12 protein-coding genes are annotated in these 16,065 nt (G+C 47.7%); 4 read left to right on the top strand and 8 right to left on the bottom strand.

Annotated features, from left to right (window positions below):
* Positions 1-6 precede the first annotated feature (6 nt).
* The 3 genes from CSD97_RS12025 to CSD97_RS12015 all read right to left on the bottom strand — a co-directional run bounded on the left by CSD97_RS12025 (position 7) and on the right by CSD97_RS12015 (position 6,125).
* Positions 7-2,937, bottom strand: a complete 2,931-nt coding sequence (locus tag CSD97_RS12025; protein WP_034523129.1) for a xanthan lyase — start codon at positions 2,935-2,937, stop codon at positions 7-9.
* Between the two features lie 148 nt (positions 2,938-3,085).
* Entirely contained in the window at positions 3,086-3,964 is an 879-nt protein-coding gene (locus CSD97_RS12020) for a DUF4886 domain-containing protein (RefSeq protein ID WP_005836017.1), read from the bottom strand.
* A gap of 169 nt (positions 3,965-4,133) precedes the next feature.
* Positions 4,134-6,125 (bottom strand): glucosamine-6-phosphate deaminase, encoded by a 1,992-nt coding sequence (locus tag CSD97_RS12015; RefSeq protein ID WP_005826674.1) that lies wholly within the window; start codon positions 6,123-6,125, stop codon positions 4,134-4,136.
* A 497-nt stretch (positions 6,126-6,622) separates the two neighbouring features.
* Here CSD97_RS12015 and CSD97_RS12010 point away from each other — a divergent pair, with 497 nt between their 5' ends.
* Positions 6,623-7,324, top strand: coding sequence for an SIMPL domain-containing protein (locus CSD97_RS12010; RefSeq protein ID WP_005826670.1), 702 nt, complete (start codon positions 6,623-6,625; stop codon positions 7,322-7,324).
* On the opposite strand, the gene CSD97_RS12005 is transcribed toward CSD97_RS12010, so the two are convergent.
* From CSD97_RS12005 to CSD97_RS11995, 3 genes are read right to left on the bottom strand one after another with little or no spacing between them, the layout of a single operon-like run.
* Positions 7,296-8,102, bottom strand: a complete 807-nt coding sequence (locus tag CSD97_RS12005; protein WP_009036814.1) for an amidohydrolase — start codon at positions 8,100-8,102, stop codon at positions 7,296-7,298. The genes CSD97_RS12010 and CSD97_RS12005 overlap by 29 nt on opposite strands.
* 22 nt (positions 8,103-8,124) lie before the next feature.
* A complete protein-coding gene (locus tag CSD97_RS12000; RefSeq protein ID WP_005826663.1) occupies positions 8,125-8,679 on the bottom strand; it encodes a 1-acyl-sn-glycerol-3-phosphate acyltransferase in 555 nt (184 codons plus the stop codon).
* Position 8,680: 1 nt separating this feature from the next.
* Complete coding sequence (locus tag CSD97_RS11995; protein WP_098032447.1) at positions 8,681-8,950, bottom strand: hypothetical protein; 270 nt, start codon at positions 8,948-8,950, stop codon at positions 8,681-8,683.
* Positions 8,951-9,253: 303 nt separating this feature from the next.
* On the opposite strand from CSD97_RS11995, the gene CSD97_RS11990 reads away from it, so the two are divergent.
* Genes CSD97_RS11990 through CSD97_RS11980 form a run of 3 tightly spaced genes read left to right on the top strand, consistent with a single transcriptional unit; the run spans position 9,254 to position 15,040 of the window.
* Positions 9,254-10,528, top strand: a complete 1,275-nt coding sequence (locus tag CSD97_RS11990) for an efflux RND transporter periplasmic adaptor subunit (RefSeq protein ID WP_057097699.1) — start codon at positions 9,254-9,256, stop codon at positions 10,526-10,528.
* Positions 10,529-10,535: 7 nt separating this feature from the next.
* Positions 10,536-13,646 (top strand): multidrug efflux RND transporter permease subunit, encoded by a 3,111-nt coding sequence (locus CSD97_RS11985; RefSeq protein WP_098032446.1) that lies wholly within the window; start codon positions 10,536-10,538, stop codon positions 13,644-13,646.
* 17 nt (positions 13,647-13,663) lie between these two features.
* A complete protein-coding gene (locus CSD97_RS11980; RefSeq protein WP_005826651.1) occupies positions 13,664-15,040 on the top strand; it encodes an efflux transporter outer membrane subunit in 1,377 nt (458 codons plus the stop codon).
* Positions 15,041-15,130: 90 nt separating this feature from the next.
* On the opposite strand, the gene CSD97_RS11975 is transcribed toward CSD97_RS11980, so the two are convergent.
* Positions 15,131-15,628: a cold shock domain-containing protein gene (locus CSD97_RS11975; RefSeq protein ID WP_098032445.1), complete on the bottom strand. Its 498-nt coding sequence runs from the start codon at positions 15,626-15,628 to the stop codon at positions 15,131-15,133.
* Between the two features lie 79 nt (positions 15,629-15,707).
* Positions 15,708-16,013, bottom strand: coding sequence for an RNA-binding protein (locus CSD97_RS11970; protein ID WP_005826648.1), 306 nt, complete (start codon positions 16,011-16,013; stop codon positions 15,708-15,710).
* Between the last annotated feature and the right edge of the window lie 52 nt (positions 16,014-16,065).

Below are 16,065 nucleotides of genomic sequence, written 5' to 3'. Positions count from 1 at the left end.
TCTGTGTTAATCTGTGTAATCTGTGGTGAGAAAGCGGAGTATGGATGCCATAATTACATTTCTGGATGTTTCTTCCCGGATGCTTTCAAAAGGGAATCCCATGACAAAAGTGCGATAATCACTGCCTTGATAGGCTACGGCGGCGGGTGTGTTGCCGATGGCATAGGTCATGACTGGAAAAGCGGGAGACATGGGCAGGATGCAATCAGGGGAAGTGACCGGATAGCTTTGCTCATTCGGCAGGCGGGGAAGGGTGAAGGTATGCCCCAGTCCCCGGACAGCGATTTTGTCCCCGTCTGTTTTCAGAGAGTTGCCATGCCGGTACTTCAAGATATTCTGAATAAATTCTTTATTGCCCTGCGAGCTGTCCATATCGCTGCCTACGTAGGCACCGCTGACCAGGAGATGACCTCCCGACTGGCAATAGGAAGTCAGTATGCGCTGCATGGGCGAGGAGAATGTTTTGTAGTAGGTATTGCGTGCCGGATTGCTGGAATTGTCTTCTTTCTCAAGTCCGAGGATATAGTCCACTATCGGATAATCCTCCAATGAGAGGATGCCCTTTTCCACAGCCTCGTCGCTGCATGAGACGAAGCTGTAATTTCCGGCTGCCTGGATGGCTTTGCCATGTACGAAGGGGTAATCGAAAGTGTTTCCGATGATTTTCATGCCTTCGTATTCGTCACTGCTCTCTCCCAGACGTCGTCCTGCTTCCTTCCGGCTAAAATTCTGCTGGGCGCCGCAGAGGGAGATGTCATAGAGATAGGGTACGCCGGGATCTTGTGACAAGTCGAAGCCTGCCGCATCGGGGGTGTCTATAACGGCAGGCCCGCTGATGCGGTCAAATCCGTTGACGATAAGTATCTGTCCTTTTTCACGCTTTGCCTTGTAGGCGGCAAGAATTTCCGAAGGGAAGCTTTCGCCACCCCGGTTTACGGCGGTTACTTTAAAGGAATAGACGATGCCCGGTTCTATTTTTACGGTGTGGGATGGGGAGCTGACGCGTACGCCATTGTCAAATCCTCCACGACCGATACGTGTATATACAATGTATTCACGTGGTTTGGCAGTCGGCTCCAACGGGTCTTCCTCTCCTTGCCAGGAAAGCTCTAAAGTATTCTTCTTTTGACCGAAGCGGATGGCAAAGTGGCTGACGGGAAGGGGTTGGACAACGTAGTCTCTGCCGTGCTGGCTGCATATGTATTGCAGAATGGCTTTATAGAGCGCACGCCCGACGGTGAACTTGAAGTTAGGGTCATGTCCCAAGCGCATATCTGCGAAGTTCTGGTGCGACAACAGTTCTACGATGGTGGAAGGGACGGCGGGCAGGCGTGTTTCACTGTAGTTGCGGTTCCATAGGCTGCGGCGTGTCCAGTCTACGTTGAAGGTAGAGCGGATATCACGCTGCAACTGCGTTAGCAGAATGTCCGAAAGGTCACGGGAGGCATGGCGGTCTGTACCGGCATGCAGCCGACCGTTGTTGAAGTTGGTGGTATAAATGCCGAGAGTGCCTATAATCTCATCTTCCTTACTGAAACCGGCATCGCTATGCAGGGCCATACTCATTTCAAAGGGGATGCCCAAACCTTCTTCCGTTGGGTTGAATAGTGATTTTCCTGCAAGGTAATTCACTGTACGGGAACGTACGTTGATATCGTCGTTCATATCATTCTTTCCCTCATAGCCTCCATAGACGGGATAGGGCATGCCTGCCCATTGGGCAAAGTAGCGTGCGCCTTCCAGGTATCTGGGCAAGCCGCTGGTTTGTCCCCCGCGGGCAATGTTGCCCATGCCCCCTCCAAAGCGGACGGCATCGGCACAGACCACGCCTTTCTCTTTGCTTTCGTTGCTCAATACCACCATGCCGTAGTCGTTCCGGCCTTTGTCAAAAGTGAATGTGCCGAGGTACACCCATGTGCCGCTTCCTATTTGCTGGTTCACCTTGAACTCCGTGACGCCTCCATTGTGAAATACAAGATATTTGGCATCGCTTACGCTGCCCGGCAGTGTTTGGTAAGATACGTATACAGCATATTCTCCCGTTTCCGGAATATCGGGTACCCATTCGGCAAAAGCCTTGTCTTTCTTCTTTTCAGTTTTGGCAAAGCGTGCCGTGCCGGAGAGGAAAGGGTTTTCATTGTCTTGATAGACTCGTTTCCGTTGGGCAAATCCGGGTCGGGAGGTCTGTTCCCAACGTGCTTTCCGGCTTTTCACGTCCAGATAAAGGGAACCTTGTCCTCCATGTCCGCTCAGGCTACCGTCATTGTCTACGATGACTTCCTGCTTCTGCGTGTCCCTTTCGCGGGGAGTGAATACATTGGCTCCTGCATTCTCTAGCATGGGCAGGAGGTAGGGCAGGATGAAGGATTGGGTGAACTGGTCTTCTGTAGTGCAGAACAGCCTCGGGCGTTGCCATCCCCATTTGTCCTTGTCATTGATATAATATTTCCCGTGGCTTTGCCAAAGGGCGATGTGGCGTCCTTCCAGTCCGCGGGTGATGTCGTAGGGGCGCGAGGTACGGGTTACCCAGGGGGTACCTTTGTATTCCAGGTGGCTGAACAGACGTGCCTTGTCTTTCTTCCCTTTCCGGTAGAGGTTGGGGATAAGCTCTTCGATGCTCTTCCCGTCAGCAAAGACGGTGAGGTCGAAATAGTTCACCGGTCCTGGCAGGATTTGTCCCAGATGGCGGTAAATGGCATCAACGGTTTCAGGCCGTAGAGGCTGGTAGGCAAAGCACTCGTTTGTATAGACAAGCAATTTCTTCTTCCGGAAGTCAATGCGGAAACTATCCAGCTTGCAGGTACCGATGTTGGCCGTATGGGTGGTGTATTCCCTAAAGAATGTCTGGAGGCGTTCTTCCACATTCTGCTCTAGTTCTTGTGCCGGAAGGAGGAATCCACACAAGAGCCATATGCCGGTTAGGATAAGTTTTTTCATACTGATGAAATATTGAAGTTGCCAATATCTGCTTTTACCAGACGGTGGTGCGTGCAAAAGTACATAAAAGAAAGCTTCACTGATGAGCGGGTTACTTTCTTTTTATTATTTTGCAGACATATAAGTAAGTCTTAAGAATTAAAAAGCATTAATCGGCAATCTTTTTCAGTTCTGTCAGTTCCGTAACTTTGTCCGGATAGAGGATGGCGTTGTGCGCAGCCATTTGAGCTGCTTTCTTATGGATTGGGTCCATTCCTTCGGGAGAATATGGGTTTTCTGTTACATTCTGATGGGTCAATGCCTCAAACCATGTGCAGGCAGCTGTATATCTGCCTATGGTTAAGTCAAGGTGGTATCCGTCCCTATTCATATGGTCGCCGATAAAGGAGGTACGTGCATTTTGTATGGCGGTTCCCGAAGGGATAATTTTCTTGATACCCACCAGGTTGGCGGCTTTCTTTACTGCATCCACAATGCTGGTGTACATTTTCATTTGGTTCTGGTCATAGTTTTTGAATCCGGTGTGGTTGGCATTGGTAGCATAAGCCCATGTCTGGTGCACCATTAATACGGTTTCCTTTCCAATTCGTTCCCTGATATAGTTAACCAATTCAGGTAGGGAAGCTTTGTAGCTGTCATAGATACCAGACAAAGGGCTGGCCTGCTGAACACTGATATAGTCCCATTTCTCATCGGCCAGTGCTTTCTCAATAGTCATTGACCGGGTTTCTGTTTTTTCCCCGTCTTTCTCTACTTTGCGATAGGCATAGGCCGGAGCGTTGTTGCGTATGTTTTGCACGTGCCGTTCCAGTGAACATCCTCCGATAAACATATTGCCGATAATCATGGTGATACCTTCAGCTTCTCCCAGTTCGTGCAAATATTGCTCTACTGCATCTTGTGAAAAGCTGTTGCCTATTGCCAATACTTTGATGGTGTCGTTATTGGCATGGCATCCATTTGCAAACAATGTAAATGGCGTGAGTAGGAATAAAATGACAAGGATGTTGATAGCATACTTTTTCATAATGGTGTTTGTTTTTAAGTTTTGTCGTTTCGATAAATAAGTAACAAAATTATTTGATTGTTTTTATATCTGCAAATATTCCTTGGGAATATAAGAAGGCTGAGACATGAAAAAATGAGATGCATTGCCGGAGCAATACATCTCATCCTATTGTTAATATTTTATCCGTTTATAGCGGAATGTATTCCACAAAGGCTTCCATCGCCTCATAGGAAGCAAGTCCGAGGCTGTCATACAAGGCAGCTGTTCCGCGGTTACGGTCCTCGCTGCGTTGCCAGAACAGACGTTCGTCATTGCCCAGGAACGGTGCGCTTTCCATCTGCGATTGATGCTTCAGGATAGAGTTACGCTTGGCACGCAGTTCTTCCGGGCTGATGGGCACAGCCATCTCGATGTTTTCGATTTCCCATTCGGCCCATGCACCGCGGTACATCCAGATGCGGCATTCCTTCAACCATTTGGCACCTTCTTCTTTTTCCAAGTCAATGGCGGCAAATACGGCGTCCGTACAAACACGGTGTGTGCCGTGCGGGTCGGCCAGGTCGCCGGCAACGAAAATCTGATGGGGTTTCACTTCACGCAATAGGTTGCGTACAATTTCCACGTCTGCTTCGCTGATAGGATTCTTCTGTATCTTGCCCGTTTCGTAGAATGGCAGGTCAAGGAAATGACAGTGATCCAGAGGGATATTATTGTATGTACATGCAGTGCGTGCCTCGCCACGGCGAATCAGTCCCTTGATGGTCAAGATGTCGCGTGTATCCATGTCACCGTCTTTCTTCTCCTTCAAGTATTTACGGATTTCAGTATATTTGTCATTGATGACCTGGTCTTCGCTGTTGTTGAAGATTTGGTTGAACCCGTTGATGAAGTGCAGGAAGCGGATAACTTCTTCATCGCCTACGGCAATGTTACCGGAAGTTTCGTAAGCCACATGCACGTCATGTTTCTGCTCTACCAGACGACGGATGGTGCCTCCCATGGAGATAACGTCATCATCGGGATGCGGAGAAAATACGACCACACGTTTTGGATAGGGCTTTGCACGCTCAGGACGATAGGTGTCGTCAGCATTCGGCTTGCCGCCCGGCCATCCGGTGATGGTATGTTGCAGGTCATTGAATATCTTGATGTTCACGTTATAGGCTGAGCCGAACAATGCCAGCAGTTCGCTCAGACCGTTTTCGTTGTAGTCCTTGTTGGTCAGTTTCAGAATGGGTTTTCCGGTGAGTTGGCACAACCAGACGATGGCACTGCGGATGAGCTTGTCGTTCCATTCGCAGGAGGTTACCAGCCAGGGGCGTTGGATACGCGTCAAATTGGCGGCGGCAGACAAGTCGATAGCTACATGTGCATTGTTGTGAGTCTGCAGATAAGATGCAGGGATAGTATCTGTTACCGGACCTTCAACGCATTCTTTCACCTTTTGCGCTTTCTCCTCACCCCATGCCAGCAGATATATTTTCTTTGCCGAGAGGATGGTGGCTACTCCCATGGTGATGGAGCTGATGGGGGTATTTTCAATGCTACCGAACATCTTGGAAGCTTCATTGCGGGAGTCGTTGTCCAGCAATATCAGACGAGTGGTAGAGTTCAGGCGTGAACCCGGTTCATTGAAACCTATATTACCTACACGGCCAATGCCCAGCAAAGCGATGTCTAAGCCACCGAAACTTTCAATGCGCTGCTCGTAAAGACGGCAATATTCAAAGATGGCGTCTTTGGCGATGGTGCTGTCGGGGGTGAAAACATTCTGTTTGTCAATGTCCACATGGTCTATCAGCATTTCCTTCAATGCGTTGAAGTTGCTGTTGATGGCATTGGGAGCTAATGGATAATATTCGTAGAGGTTGAATATGACTACGTTGCGGAAACTTAATCCCTCTTCCTGGTGCATACGTACCAAGTCTGCATATACATTGCGCGGAGAGTTACCGCCTGCCAGTGCCAAGACACAGAAACGTCCCGCCTTTTGCTTGTCACGGATTAACTGTGCAATGTCAAGGGCAATCTGGTTGGCGCCTTCTTCCGCAGACTCATAAATATCTGTCGGGATTTTTTCCAGTCGGGTCAATACCGACCGTTCAAATGCATTCTCAGGTCTATAGTACCTGGGGGAGACTCTGTTGAGAGTGATTTGAGAGCTTAGATTGGTTTTCATAAAATTTATTATTAATAAATGATTAAGTATTGAACTGTTCTTTCAATCAACAAATATACGAAAAACAATGTTCATCCGCATATTGCTGAAGATTAATTAAGAAATACTGGTCGTCCCATATCTCATATGGGTTTTGACGGTTGTACGGAAAGTGTCTTCGGTCATTCCATAAAGTCACGGCCAACCGCCACCGTGAGTATGGATTTTACGTTGGGTCAACATAGGATTTAGGGGTTAGAATTATTAAATTAATCATGTTGTCGCTTTGACATTGTTTCGAAGGACAAAAATAGGTACTTTTTGGAGAAGATGTACTCCTTCTTTTGGGTATTTTCATTAAATACTCTAAAAAAGAGGATTTGGTGCATTTTGTATAATGTCTCGTTCGTTTGGGGTATAAGTGAGGATAATCATATAAAAATAGACCATTCATCGCACTTTTTGTCGTTTGGGTTTGTTATATTTGTGTGTGTTTATAAACTCTAAAATATCAATGTATGAAAAGCTGGAAAGTAGAAGCAGCCATCATAGCCGTGGGGCTGCTTTTGTTGGGAATCATGGTAAAAGGCGGTATCAACAATTTTGTGAATAAGGACCGTGTGGTCAGTGTGAAAGGGCTGGCCGAAATGGAAGTGCCTGCCGACAAGGTAGTCTGGCCTCTTGTCTACAAAGACATAGGTAATGACCCTGCACTGCTTTATGCCAATATGGAGAAGAAAAACGCTGCCGTCGTGAGTTTCCTTGAAAACAACGGTATTGAGAAGGAGGAAATCAGTATTGCACCGCCCGAAGTGATTGACATGCAGGCCGAACGTTACGTTGACCGCAACGTGGCCTATCGTTATAATGCCACGTCTGTCATCACTGTCACTTCCAAGAATGTGGATAGGGTGCGTAAGCTCATGTCGGGGCAGGCTGAACTCTTGAAGCAGGGTATTGCCATCACGGGAGGGGATTATAAATATAATGTGTCTTATGAATTCACCGGTCTCAACGAAGTGAAGCCCAGAATGATAGAGGAGGCCACGAAGAACGCTCGTGCTGCAGCTGAGAAGTTTGCCAAGGATTCGGACAGTGAACTGGGGAAAATCCGCAATGCCTCGCAAGGGCAGTTCTCCATAAGTGACCGCGATGCCTATACTCCTTATATAAAAAGCGTACGTGTAGTGACTACTGTGAACTATTATTTGAAGAAATAACGAACTCGTCCGCATCTTTCCAAGCGGGAAACTTTAGCCTGAACTCCTGCAGGGAGGAAAGGTTGAGGGAGGCGGTGGCAATCGCCTCTTCGTTGTCGGGCACAGTGGCAAGCACTTCCCCCTTCGGAGAGTAGACCACACTGCCTCCGCTGTGTGGAATGTCTCTGCCGTCCTTGCCGATACGGTTGACACCGCAGACATAACTGATGTTTTCCAGCGCGCGCGCTTGCAGCAGGATGTCCCAGACTTTCCGGCGGGGAATGGGCCAGTTGGCGACGTAAATCAGGAGGTCGTATTCATTGCTCGTATTGCGGCTCCAGACCGGGAAACGAAGGTCATAGCATACAAGCAGCAGTATATTCCAGCCGCGATATCGGATGATGGGACGCCGGTTGCCGGGGGTGAAATGTTCTGTCTCGTGCCCCATCCGGAAGAGGTGGCGTTTGTCGTAATAGTAAGCATTGCCTTCGGGCGTAAGGAAGAATGCGCGGTTGTAGTAGGATGGCTTTCCGCCTTCCGAGGCTGTTTCGCAGGCAATATAGCTGCCGGCAAGAGCAAGCCGGTACTCTTCGGACCATTGGCGCAGTGTTGCGATGGTTTCTCCCGTTGTGGGTTCGGCCAAGCTGGCGGTGTCCATACTAAAGCCGGTGGAGAATGTTTCCGGTAAAACAACAATCTCCGTTGTTCCACGAAGAGTTTCTAACTTCTCGCGGAGACGACGGAGATTTTCTTGTTTATTTTCCCAGACGATGTCTGTTTGCAAGATGCTTATTCGCATGGCATTAATGCTTAATACCTGATTAGATATTTCCTAAATCAAAATTTTCGGGATTTTTTCCTTTAAAGTTCTTGAAGTACAGTTTTATCTCGCGCATATCCTTTTCGATGTCTCCGGTAGGCATGACAGCCTTGGTAGAGGAGATGGTCTTGGAAGGATAATCAATCCCGATAAGCATGATGGGCACTTGTGCTTTAAGTGCTATGTAATAAAAACCTTTCTTCCAGTTGGGATTGGCTTTACGGGTTCCTTCCGGTGTAATAGCCAGGTGGAAATGCTTGCTGTTTGCAAACTTTTCGGTCATTTGGTCCACTAAGGAAGATTTACGTCCCCGGTTCACCGGAATGCCGCCAACGGCTTTGAATATCAGTCCCAGAGGAAAAAAGAACCATTCCTTTTTCATCATGAAACTGGTCTTGCGGCCGATGGCACCATAAAACAATTTACCGATAAATAAGTCCCAATTGGAAGTATGGGGTGCCGCACAAATTACACATTTGTCGTAGTCGGGCACCGTCACGTTTGTCTTCCAGCCCAGCAGGCGATAATAAATGAAGCTATAAAAGGCTTTCTTCATCTTATTTCAGTTTGCCCATTGCGTCAATAATTTCGTCTACTTTTGCATTGAAGTCAGCACGAAGTTTTTTGTAGAAACCTTTTACATTTCCTGGCTCGGTGTGGCTGATGCGGCTTATGAATTCATCTTGCATTTTCAGAATTTCAGCCATCAGTTCATCGGCTTTTTGTTTGTCTGTTCCAGGCACACATAAGCTGTTTACAAGACACTCTGTGAACAATTCACCTGCAATATAGTTTATATTCTTCTTTAGTTCTTTTCTACTTGCCATAATCTTTACGTTTAAAATGAATAATCTGAATTATTTTCGGTAAAGATAATGTTTTTCTTTGTTAGTGTAGAGCAAAAAAGGGTTTTTATGTGTTTTTAATTTAGTAGTTTTGTGGAATTATTCCACAAACTGTGGACACATTCTACAGGGAAAAATGGAGGATGCCACCATGAATAAAGAACTGCCGTCTGCTTTTCTGCTTGATATATAGTTTGTTAGACGTAATGGATGAGATGGTGATAGATTGGCATCGGATTTGCTTTAATAGAAAGAAACAGGGTTAAATTTAATATACAAACAAGCATGAGACAGTTTTTTACGAAAAAAGAATTGAAACTAAAGAAGAAGAGGTTGCTGATGATGGTTGCCTGCATGGCGGTATTGTTGGCAGGTTACGTTATTCTGACTTGGCCTAAGAAGGTGGAATCGGAAGCTCCTACCGTGATTGTGGAATCTGCGGAAAAAGGAGATGTGGAGATATATGGCGAGTACGTGGGACGTATTCGCGCTCAGCAGTTTGTAGAGGTACGTGCGCGTGTGGAAGGGTATTTGGAGAATATGCTTTTCGCAGAAGGAACATATGTCACCAAGAACCAGGTACTTTTTGTGATAAACCAGGACCAGTATAGGGCAAAGGCTGACAAAGCTCGTGCACAGTTAAAGAAGGATGAAGCGCAGGCATTGAAGGCAAAGCGCGATTTGGAGCGTATCCGCCCCCTCTATGCGCAGAACGCTGCCAGCCAGCTGGATTTGGACAATGCCCAGGCTGCTTACGAGACTGCAGAAGCCTCAGTAGCGATGAGCCAGGCCGATTTGGACCAGGCTGAATTGGAATTGGGATATACGTTGGTCCGTTCTCCGCTATCGGGACATATCAGTGAAAGAAATGTGGATTTGGGAACATTGGTCGGACCGGGAGGCAAGTCCTTGCTGGCTACGGTTGTGAAAAGTGATACGGTTCTGGTAGATTTCAGCATGACGGCATTGGATTACCTGAAAAGCAAGGAACGGAATATCGATATAGGGCGTCAGGACTCTACACGTTCCTGGCAGCCGAACATTACGATTACTTTGGCGGATAATACCGTCTATCCTTATAAGGGCTATGTGGATTTTGCCGAACCTCAGGTGGACCCTCAGACCGGAACATTCTCCGTGCGTGCCGAAATGCCGAACCCTAACAAAGTGTTGTTACCGGGGCAGTTTACAAAGGTTAAGCTATTGCTGGATGTACGTGAGGGTGCTGTCGCCGTTCCTCAAAAGGCGGTTACCATTGAGAAAGGTGGTGCATATATTTTTGTGATGCGCCGGGACTCTACGGTTGAAAAGCGTTTCATTGAACTGGGACCTGAATTTGGCAACAATTGGGTGGTTGAGCGTGGTCTGGTTGCCGGAGAACAAATTGTGACGGAAGGTTTCCACAAGCTGACTCCGGGTATGAAAGTACGTGCCCAGGCTGCCGTTCCTAAAAAGGAGGAAGAGCAGACGAGTGATTCTCTGAACAAGCAGGTTGTTTCCGAAACGAAGCCGACCGCTCCTGCTGAGAATAAATCAAAGGACAACAACCCTTCAAAGTAATGATGCCATGAAAGTAAGTTTCTTTATAGACCGCCCGGTATTCTCGGCGGTGATATCGATTGTGATTGTGATTGTCGGTATCATTGGCCTGACGATGCTGCCGGTAGACCAATATCCGCAGATAACGCCTCCCGTAGTGAAAATCAGCGCTTCCTATCCGGGAGCCAGTGCGCTGACTGTTTCGCAGGCGGTGGCAACCCCTATCGAGCAGGAGATAAACGGCACTCCCGGCATGTTGTACATGGAGTCCAACAGTTCCAATTCCGGTGGCTTTTCGGCTACGGTCACTTTCGACGTGTCTGCCGACCCGGATTTGGCTGCCGTAGAAATACAGAACCGTGTGAAACTGGCGGAGAACCGTTTGCCGGCCGAAGTGATTCAGAACGGTATTTCTGTGGAAAAGCAGGCTCCCAGCCAGTTGATGACCATCTGTCTGACTTCCAGTGACCCGAAGTTCGACGAAATTTATCTGAGTAACTTTGCCACTATCAATGTGCTCGACTTGTTGCGCCGTATCCCCGGTGTGGGACGTGTTTCCAACATCGGCAGCCGCTACTATGCCATGCAGATATGGGCGTTGCCCGACAAACTTGCCAACTTTGGCCTGACGGTGCAAGACTTGCAGAATGCCCTGAAGGACCAGAACCGTGAGTCTGCTGCGGGTGTTTTGGGGCAACAGCCGGTGAAGGGACTCGACATTACTATCCCTATCACTACCCAGGGACGTTTAAGTTCGGTAAAGCAGTTTGAGGACATTGTAGTCCGTGCCAATGCCAACGGTTCCATCATCCGTCTGCGCGATGTGGCGCGTGTTTCATTGGAAGCATCTTCCTATAGTACGGAAAGTGGAATCAACGGCGAGAATGCCGCCGTGCTCGGTATCTATATGCTTCCCGGGGCCAATGCCATGGAGGTTGCGAAGAGCGTAAAGGCTGCTATGGAGGAAATCAGTGCAAATTTCCCTGAAGGGATGAGCTATGAGATTCCCTTCGACATGACGACTTATATTTCCGAATCCATTCACGAAGTGTACAAGACGTTGTTCGAAGCGCTGATTCTGGTGGTGCTGGTCGTATTCCTTTCCTTGCAAAGCTGGCGTGCGACGGTGATACCGATTGTTGCGGTACCTATTTCCCTGATTGGTACCTTCGGTTTCATGCTTATTTTCGGCTTCTCTCTGAACATACTGACTTTGCTTGGATTGATTCTCGCCATCGGTATTGTGGTGGATGATGCCATTGTGGTGGTGGAGAATGTAGAACATCTTATGGAGACGGAGAAATTGAGCCCGTATGAAGCTACCAAAAAGGCGATGAACGGATTGGCAAGTGCCTTGATTGCCACATCATTGGTGCTCTGTGCCGTGTTTGTGCCGGTAAGTTTCTTGAGCGGAATCACCGGACAGTTATACCGTCAGTTTACCATTACTATCGCCGTTTCCGTATTGCTTTCTACGGTAGTGGCCCTGACGCTTAGTCCCGTCATGTGTTCGCTCATATTGAAGCCCGACAGTGGAAAGAAAAAGAACATAGTTTTCCGCAAAATCAATGAATGGCTGAACTTGGGCAATCACAAATACGTGGCTGTCATTAACCGGGTCATCAGGAATCCCCGCCGCTTGATGAGTGCGTTCGGCCTGGTACTGGTTGCCATTTTCATTATCCACCGGTTGGTGCCTACCAGTTTCCTGCCGGTAGAAGACCAGGGCTATTTTAAGATAGAGTTGGAGTTGCCGGAAGGTGCTACTTTGGAGCGAACCCGTGTGGTGACCGACCGTGCCGTGCAATACTTGGAGAAGAATCCCTATGTGGCCTATGTGCAGAACGTGACGGGTAGCAGCCCCCGTGTGGGTAGCAACCAGGCACGCAGTGAGCTGACGGTTATTCTGAAACCGTGGGAAGAGCGTAAGGGGATTTCCATCGATAAGATAATGGAGAATGTGGAGCAGGATTTGAAGGAATATCCCGAATGCAAGGTCTATCTTTCCACGCCTCCGGTCATTCCGGGATTGGGTACCTCGGGAGGTTTCGAAATGCAGCTTGAGGCGCGTGGAGAGGCGACGTTTGACAACTTGGTGCAGGCGGCAGATACGCTGATGTATTATGCCCAGAAGCATAAGGAGCTGACGGGGCTTTCATCATCCTTGCAGTCTGAAATACCGCAACTTTATTTTGATGTGGACCGTGATAAGGTGAAAATGCTGGGTGTGCCCCTGGCGGATGTATTCTCTACCATGAAGGCCTATACCGGTTCAGTATATGTGAATGACTTCAATATGTTCAACCGTATATATAAGGTGTATATCCAGGCCGAGGCTCCTTATCGTGAGCATAAGGACAATATCAACTTGTTCTTTGTAAAGGCAAAGGACGGAGTGATGGTGCCGCTTACTTCCTTGGGAAATGCCTCTTATACCACCGGTCCGGGCAGTATCAAGCGTTTCAATATGTTTACCACTGCCGTCATCCGCGGTTCTGCGGCACAAGGCTACAGTTCCGGCCAGGCAATGGAGATTATGGAGCAGATTGCACGTGACCACTTGCCGGACAATATCGGTCTGGAGTGGAGTGGCCTTTCCTATCAGGAAAAGAAGGCGGGAGGACAGACGGGTCTTGTGCTTACGCTGGTATTCCTTTTCGTATTCCTCTTTTTGGCTGCGCAATATGAAAGTTGGACGGTGCCTATCGCTGTATTGCTTTCACTGCCGGTTGCCGCTTTGGGTGCCTATCTGGGCGTTGTGATATGCGGATTGGAGAATGATATTTATTTCCAAATCGGCTTGGTGATGCTGGTGGGGCTTGCGGCAAAGAATGCCATTTTGATTGTGGAGTTTGCCAAGGTGCAGGTTGACAAGGGAGGAGACTTGATACAGTCTGCCATCCATGCTGCCCAACTCCGTTTCCGGCCTATCCTGATGACTTCCCTCGCCTTTGTATTGGGAATGCTTCCTATGGTGTTGGCAAGCGGACCGGGCTCGGCGAGCCGTCAGGCCATCGGTACGGGTGTTTTCTTCGGAATGATATTTGCCATTGTATTCGGTATTGTGCTTGTACCGTTCTTCTTTGTCCTGGTATACAAGACAAAAGCCAAAGTGCAGCATAAGATTAAGAAAGACTGATTTTAAAGACAACGTTTATGAAAAGAAAGAACATATATATTATTTTGTTGCTGAGTATGTTTGCCCTTACCTCATGCAAGGTGGGCAAGAGCTATGTGCGTCCGGAGATGGCATTGCCGGATAGCCTGGCACAGCAGCAGGATAGCATGAGCATAGCCGATGAACAGTGGCAGGCAGTTTATACGGACAGCACGCTGCGTGCTTTGATAGACCGTGCTCTGGAATATAACAAAGACATGCTGATTGCAGCTTCCCGTGTCAAGGAGATGGCTGCCCAAAAACGTATCAGTGTTGCCAACCTTCTGCCGCAGCTCACCGGAAAGGTGGAGGCTGAGCGCGAGGTGGAGAATTACGGTGGTCATAGCCGTGATGTAGGCAATACTTACGAAGCCAAGGCGTTGCTCTCTTGGGAACTGGACCTTTGGGGAAACTTGAGATGGAAGAAAGTGGCTGCTGTGGCCGAATATTTGCAAAGTGTGGAGGCGCAGCGTGCGTTGCGCATGACCATCGTTGCCGAAGTGGCGCAGGCTTATTATGAGCTGGTAGCCCTTGATACGGAACTGGAGATTGTGCGCCAGACACAAAAGGCGCGTGAAGAGGGAGTGCGCTTGGCGCGTATCCGTTTTGAAGGAGGGCTGACCTCGGAGACCTCTTATCAACAGGCTCAAGTGGAGTTGGCTCGTACGGCTACTCTTGTTCCGGATTTGGAACGCCGTATCTCTCTGAAAGAAAATGATATATCCTTCCTTGTGGGGGAATTTCCTACCCGTATCAAGCGTGTCAATTTTCTGCAGGAACTGGATGTGCCGGAGTCCTTACCGGTAGGTCTGCCTTCCGATTTGTTGGAACGTCGCCCCGATGTCCGTGTGGCAGAGCAGCAGTTGAGGGCTGAACATGCCAGAGTGAAAGTTGCTTATACCAATATGTTCCCCCGTTTGGCCCTGACCGGACAATTTGGATTGGAAAGTGATGTGTTATCCAATTTCCTGGAATCTCCCTATTCCTTATTGAATGGGGCAGTCTTGGCACCACTTTTCGGTTGGGGAAAGAACCGTGCTGCATTGAATGCACAGAAGGCTTCTTTTGAAGCCGAAGTGCATAGCTATGAAAAGACAGTGCTGAATGCTTTTAAGGAAGCGAAGAATGCCATTGTAGATTTCAATAAGATAAAGGAGGTCTACCAACTGCGTGCCAAACTTGAACGTTCTGCCAAGGGATATGTGGATTTGGCACAGTTGCAATACATCAACGGCGTCATCAATTATATGGATGTGCTCGATGCCCAGCGTGGTTATTTCGATGCCCAAATAGGGGTGAGCAATGCCATCCGCGACGAACTTATTGCCATGGTAAATGTCTATAAGGCATTGGGGGGTGGCTGGCAAACCGAATGACGTGTGATTAAAGAAGACAGCAAGGGCGTGTATGTACCGAAATATTTGATGGTATATACACGCCCTTGTTCTATAATTGGCTTATTTCATCTAGGATTCTGTATTTAGAGTCTCCTTGTTTTCTTTCTTTTCCTTTGCCTTTTCTACTTCAAGAGCTACGTTTACAGCATTCATGCCTTTAAGGCCACGTTCGAGGTCGAACGTCACAATATTGTTTTCTGCTATATCTGTCAGCACATTGTTAATGTGGAAAAAGTATTTTTCGACCCCGGATAAGTCCTTGATGAAGCCGAAGCCTTTCGATTCATTGAAAAACTCGATAGGTCCTCTGCGGATGACCGGTTCTTCCTTGTCTTTTTTGGGAGTTGATATGACGATTTCTTCCAGCTTTATTTCTTCTTTGGGAGTGTTTTCTGCCGGAGGAGTAGAGGTTATCATGCCGTTTTCGTCAACATAGGCAATCATATCTTCAAAGCTATTGGCTTTGTTGGATAGTTTTTTTTCTTCTTTCTTTTTTTGTTTTTCAGCTCGTCGGGCGAGTCTTTTCTTTTCATTTTCACGCTTGTCTGCGGAGATGGATTTGGCCATGTATTTTTATTTATTGAGTTATAAAAAAAGCAGGGGGCATTGCTACAACACCTCCTGCTTTTGTCAGTAGTTAAGAATATTAATATCTTCTAGAGTTGTAACCGCCTCTTCTGTCGCGATTGCCGCCATTGGAAGGTCTTTCTTCGCGGGGGCGTGCCACGTTTACCGAGATTTGTTTGTGGTCAAATTCAGCACCGTTCAATTCGTCAATGGCTTTTTGGCCTGCTGCATCGTCCGGCATTTCTACGAAACCGAAACCTCTGGATCTTCTTGTTTCTCTGTCTGTAATGATTCTTGCAGAAGAAACTTCTCCGTACTCTGAAAATAAATCGTTTAAGTCAGCGTCTGTTGTGCTGAAATTTAAACCTGAAATGTAAATGTTCATTTGAAATTTTAATTAATTGTAATTATTAAATTGGAGTATGGAGAATAATTAT

The organism is Bacteroides sp. AR29, from assembly GCF_900217715.1.
GTDB lineage: Bacteria > Bacteroidota > Bacteroidia > Bacteroidales > Bacteroidaceae > Bacteroides > Bacteroides uniformis.
This window is presented reverse-complemented; position numbering and strand designations above follow the sequence as displayed.

Bases quoted from the DNA above. Each gene is read 5' to 3' on its own strand.
- CSD97_RS12025 (WP_034523129.1), bottom strand. From the start codon at position 2,937: ATGAAAAAACTTATCCTAACCGGCATATGGCTCTTGTGTGGATTCCTC.
- CSD97_RS11975 (WP_098032445.1), bottom strand. From the start codon at position 15,628: ATGGCCAAATCCATCTCCGCAGACAAGCGTGAAAATGAAAAGAAAAGA.
- CSD97_RS12015 (WP_005826674.1), bottom strand. From the start codon at position 6,125: ATGAAAACCAATCTAAGCTCTCAAATCACTCTCAACAGAGTCTCCCCC.
- CSD97_RS12005 (WP_009036814.1), bottom strand. From the start codon at position 8,102: ATGCGAATAAGCATCTTGCAAACAGACATCGTCTGGGAAAATAAACAA.
- CSD97_RS11970 (WP_005826648.1), bottom strand. From the start codon at position 16,013: ATGAACATTTACATTTCAGGTTTAAATTTCAGCACAACAGACGCTGAC.
- CSD97_RS12020 (WP_005836017.1), bottom strand. From the start codon at position 3,964: ATGAAAAAGTATGCTATCAACATCCTTGTCATTTTATTCCTACTCACG.
- CSD97_RS11990 (WP_057097699.1), top strand. From the start codon at position 9,254: ATGAGACAGTTTTTTACGAAAAAAGAATTGAAACTAAAGAAGAAGAGG.
- CSD97_RS12000 (WP_005826663.1), bottom strand. From the start codon at position 8,679: ATGAAGAAAGCCTTTTATAGCTTCATTTATTATCGCCTGCTGGGCTGG.
- CSD97_RS11995 (WP_098032447.1), bottom strand. From the start codon at position 8,950: ATGGCAAGTAGAAAAGAACTAAAGAAGAATATAAACTATATTGCAGGT.
- CSD97_RS11980 (WP_005826651.1), top strand. From the start codon at position 13,664: ATGAAAAGAAAGAACATATATATTATTTTGTTGCTGAGTATGTTTGCC.
- CSD97_RS12010 (WP_005826670.1), top strand. From the start codon at position 6,623: ATGAAAAGCTGGAAAGTAGAAGCAGCCATCATAGCCGTGGGGCTGCTT.
- CSD97_RS11985 (WP_098032446.1), top strand. From the start codon at position 10,536: ATGAAAGTAAGTTTCTTTATAGACCGCCCGGTATTCTCGGCGGTGATA.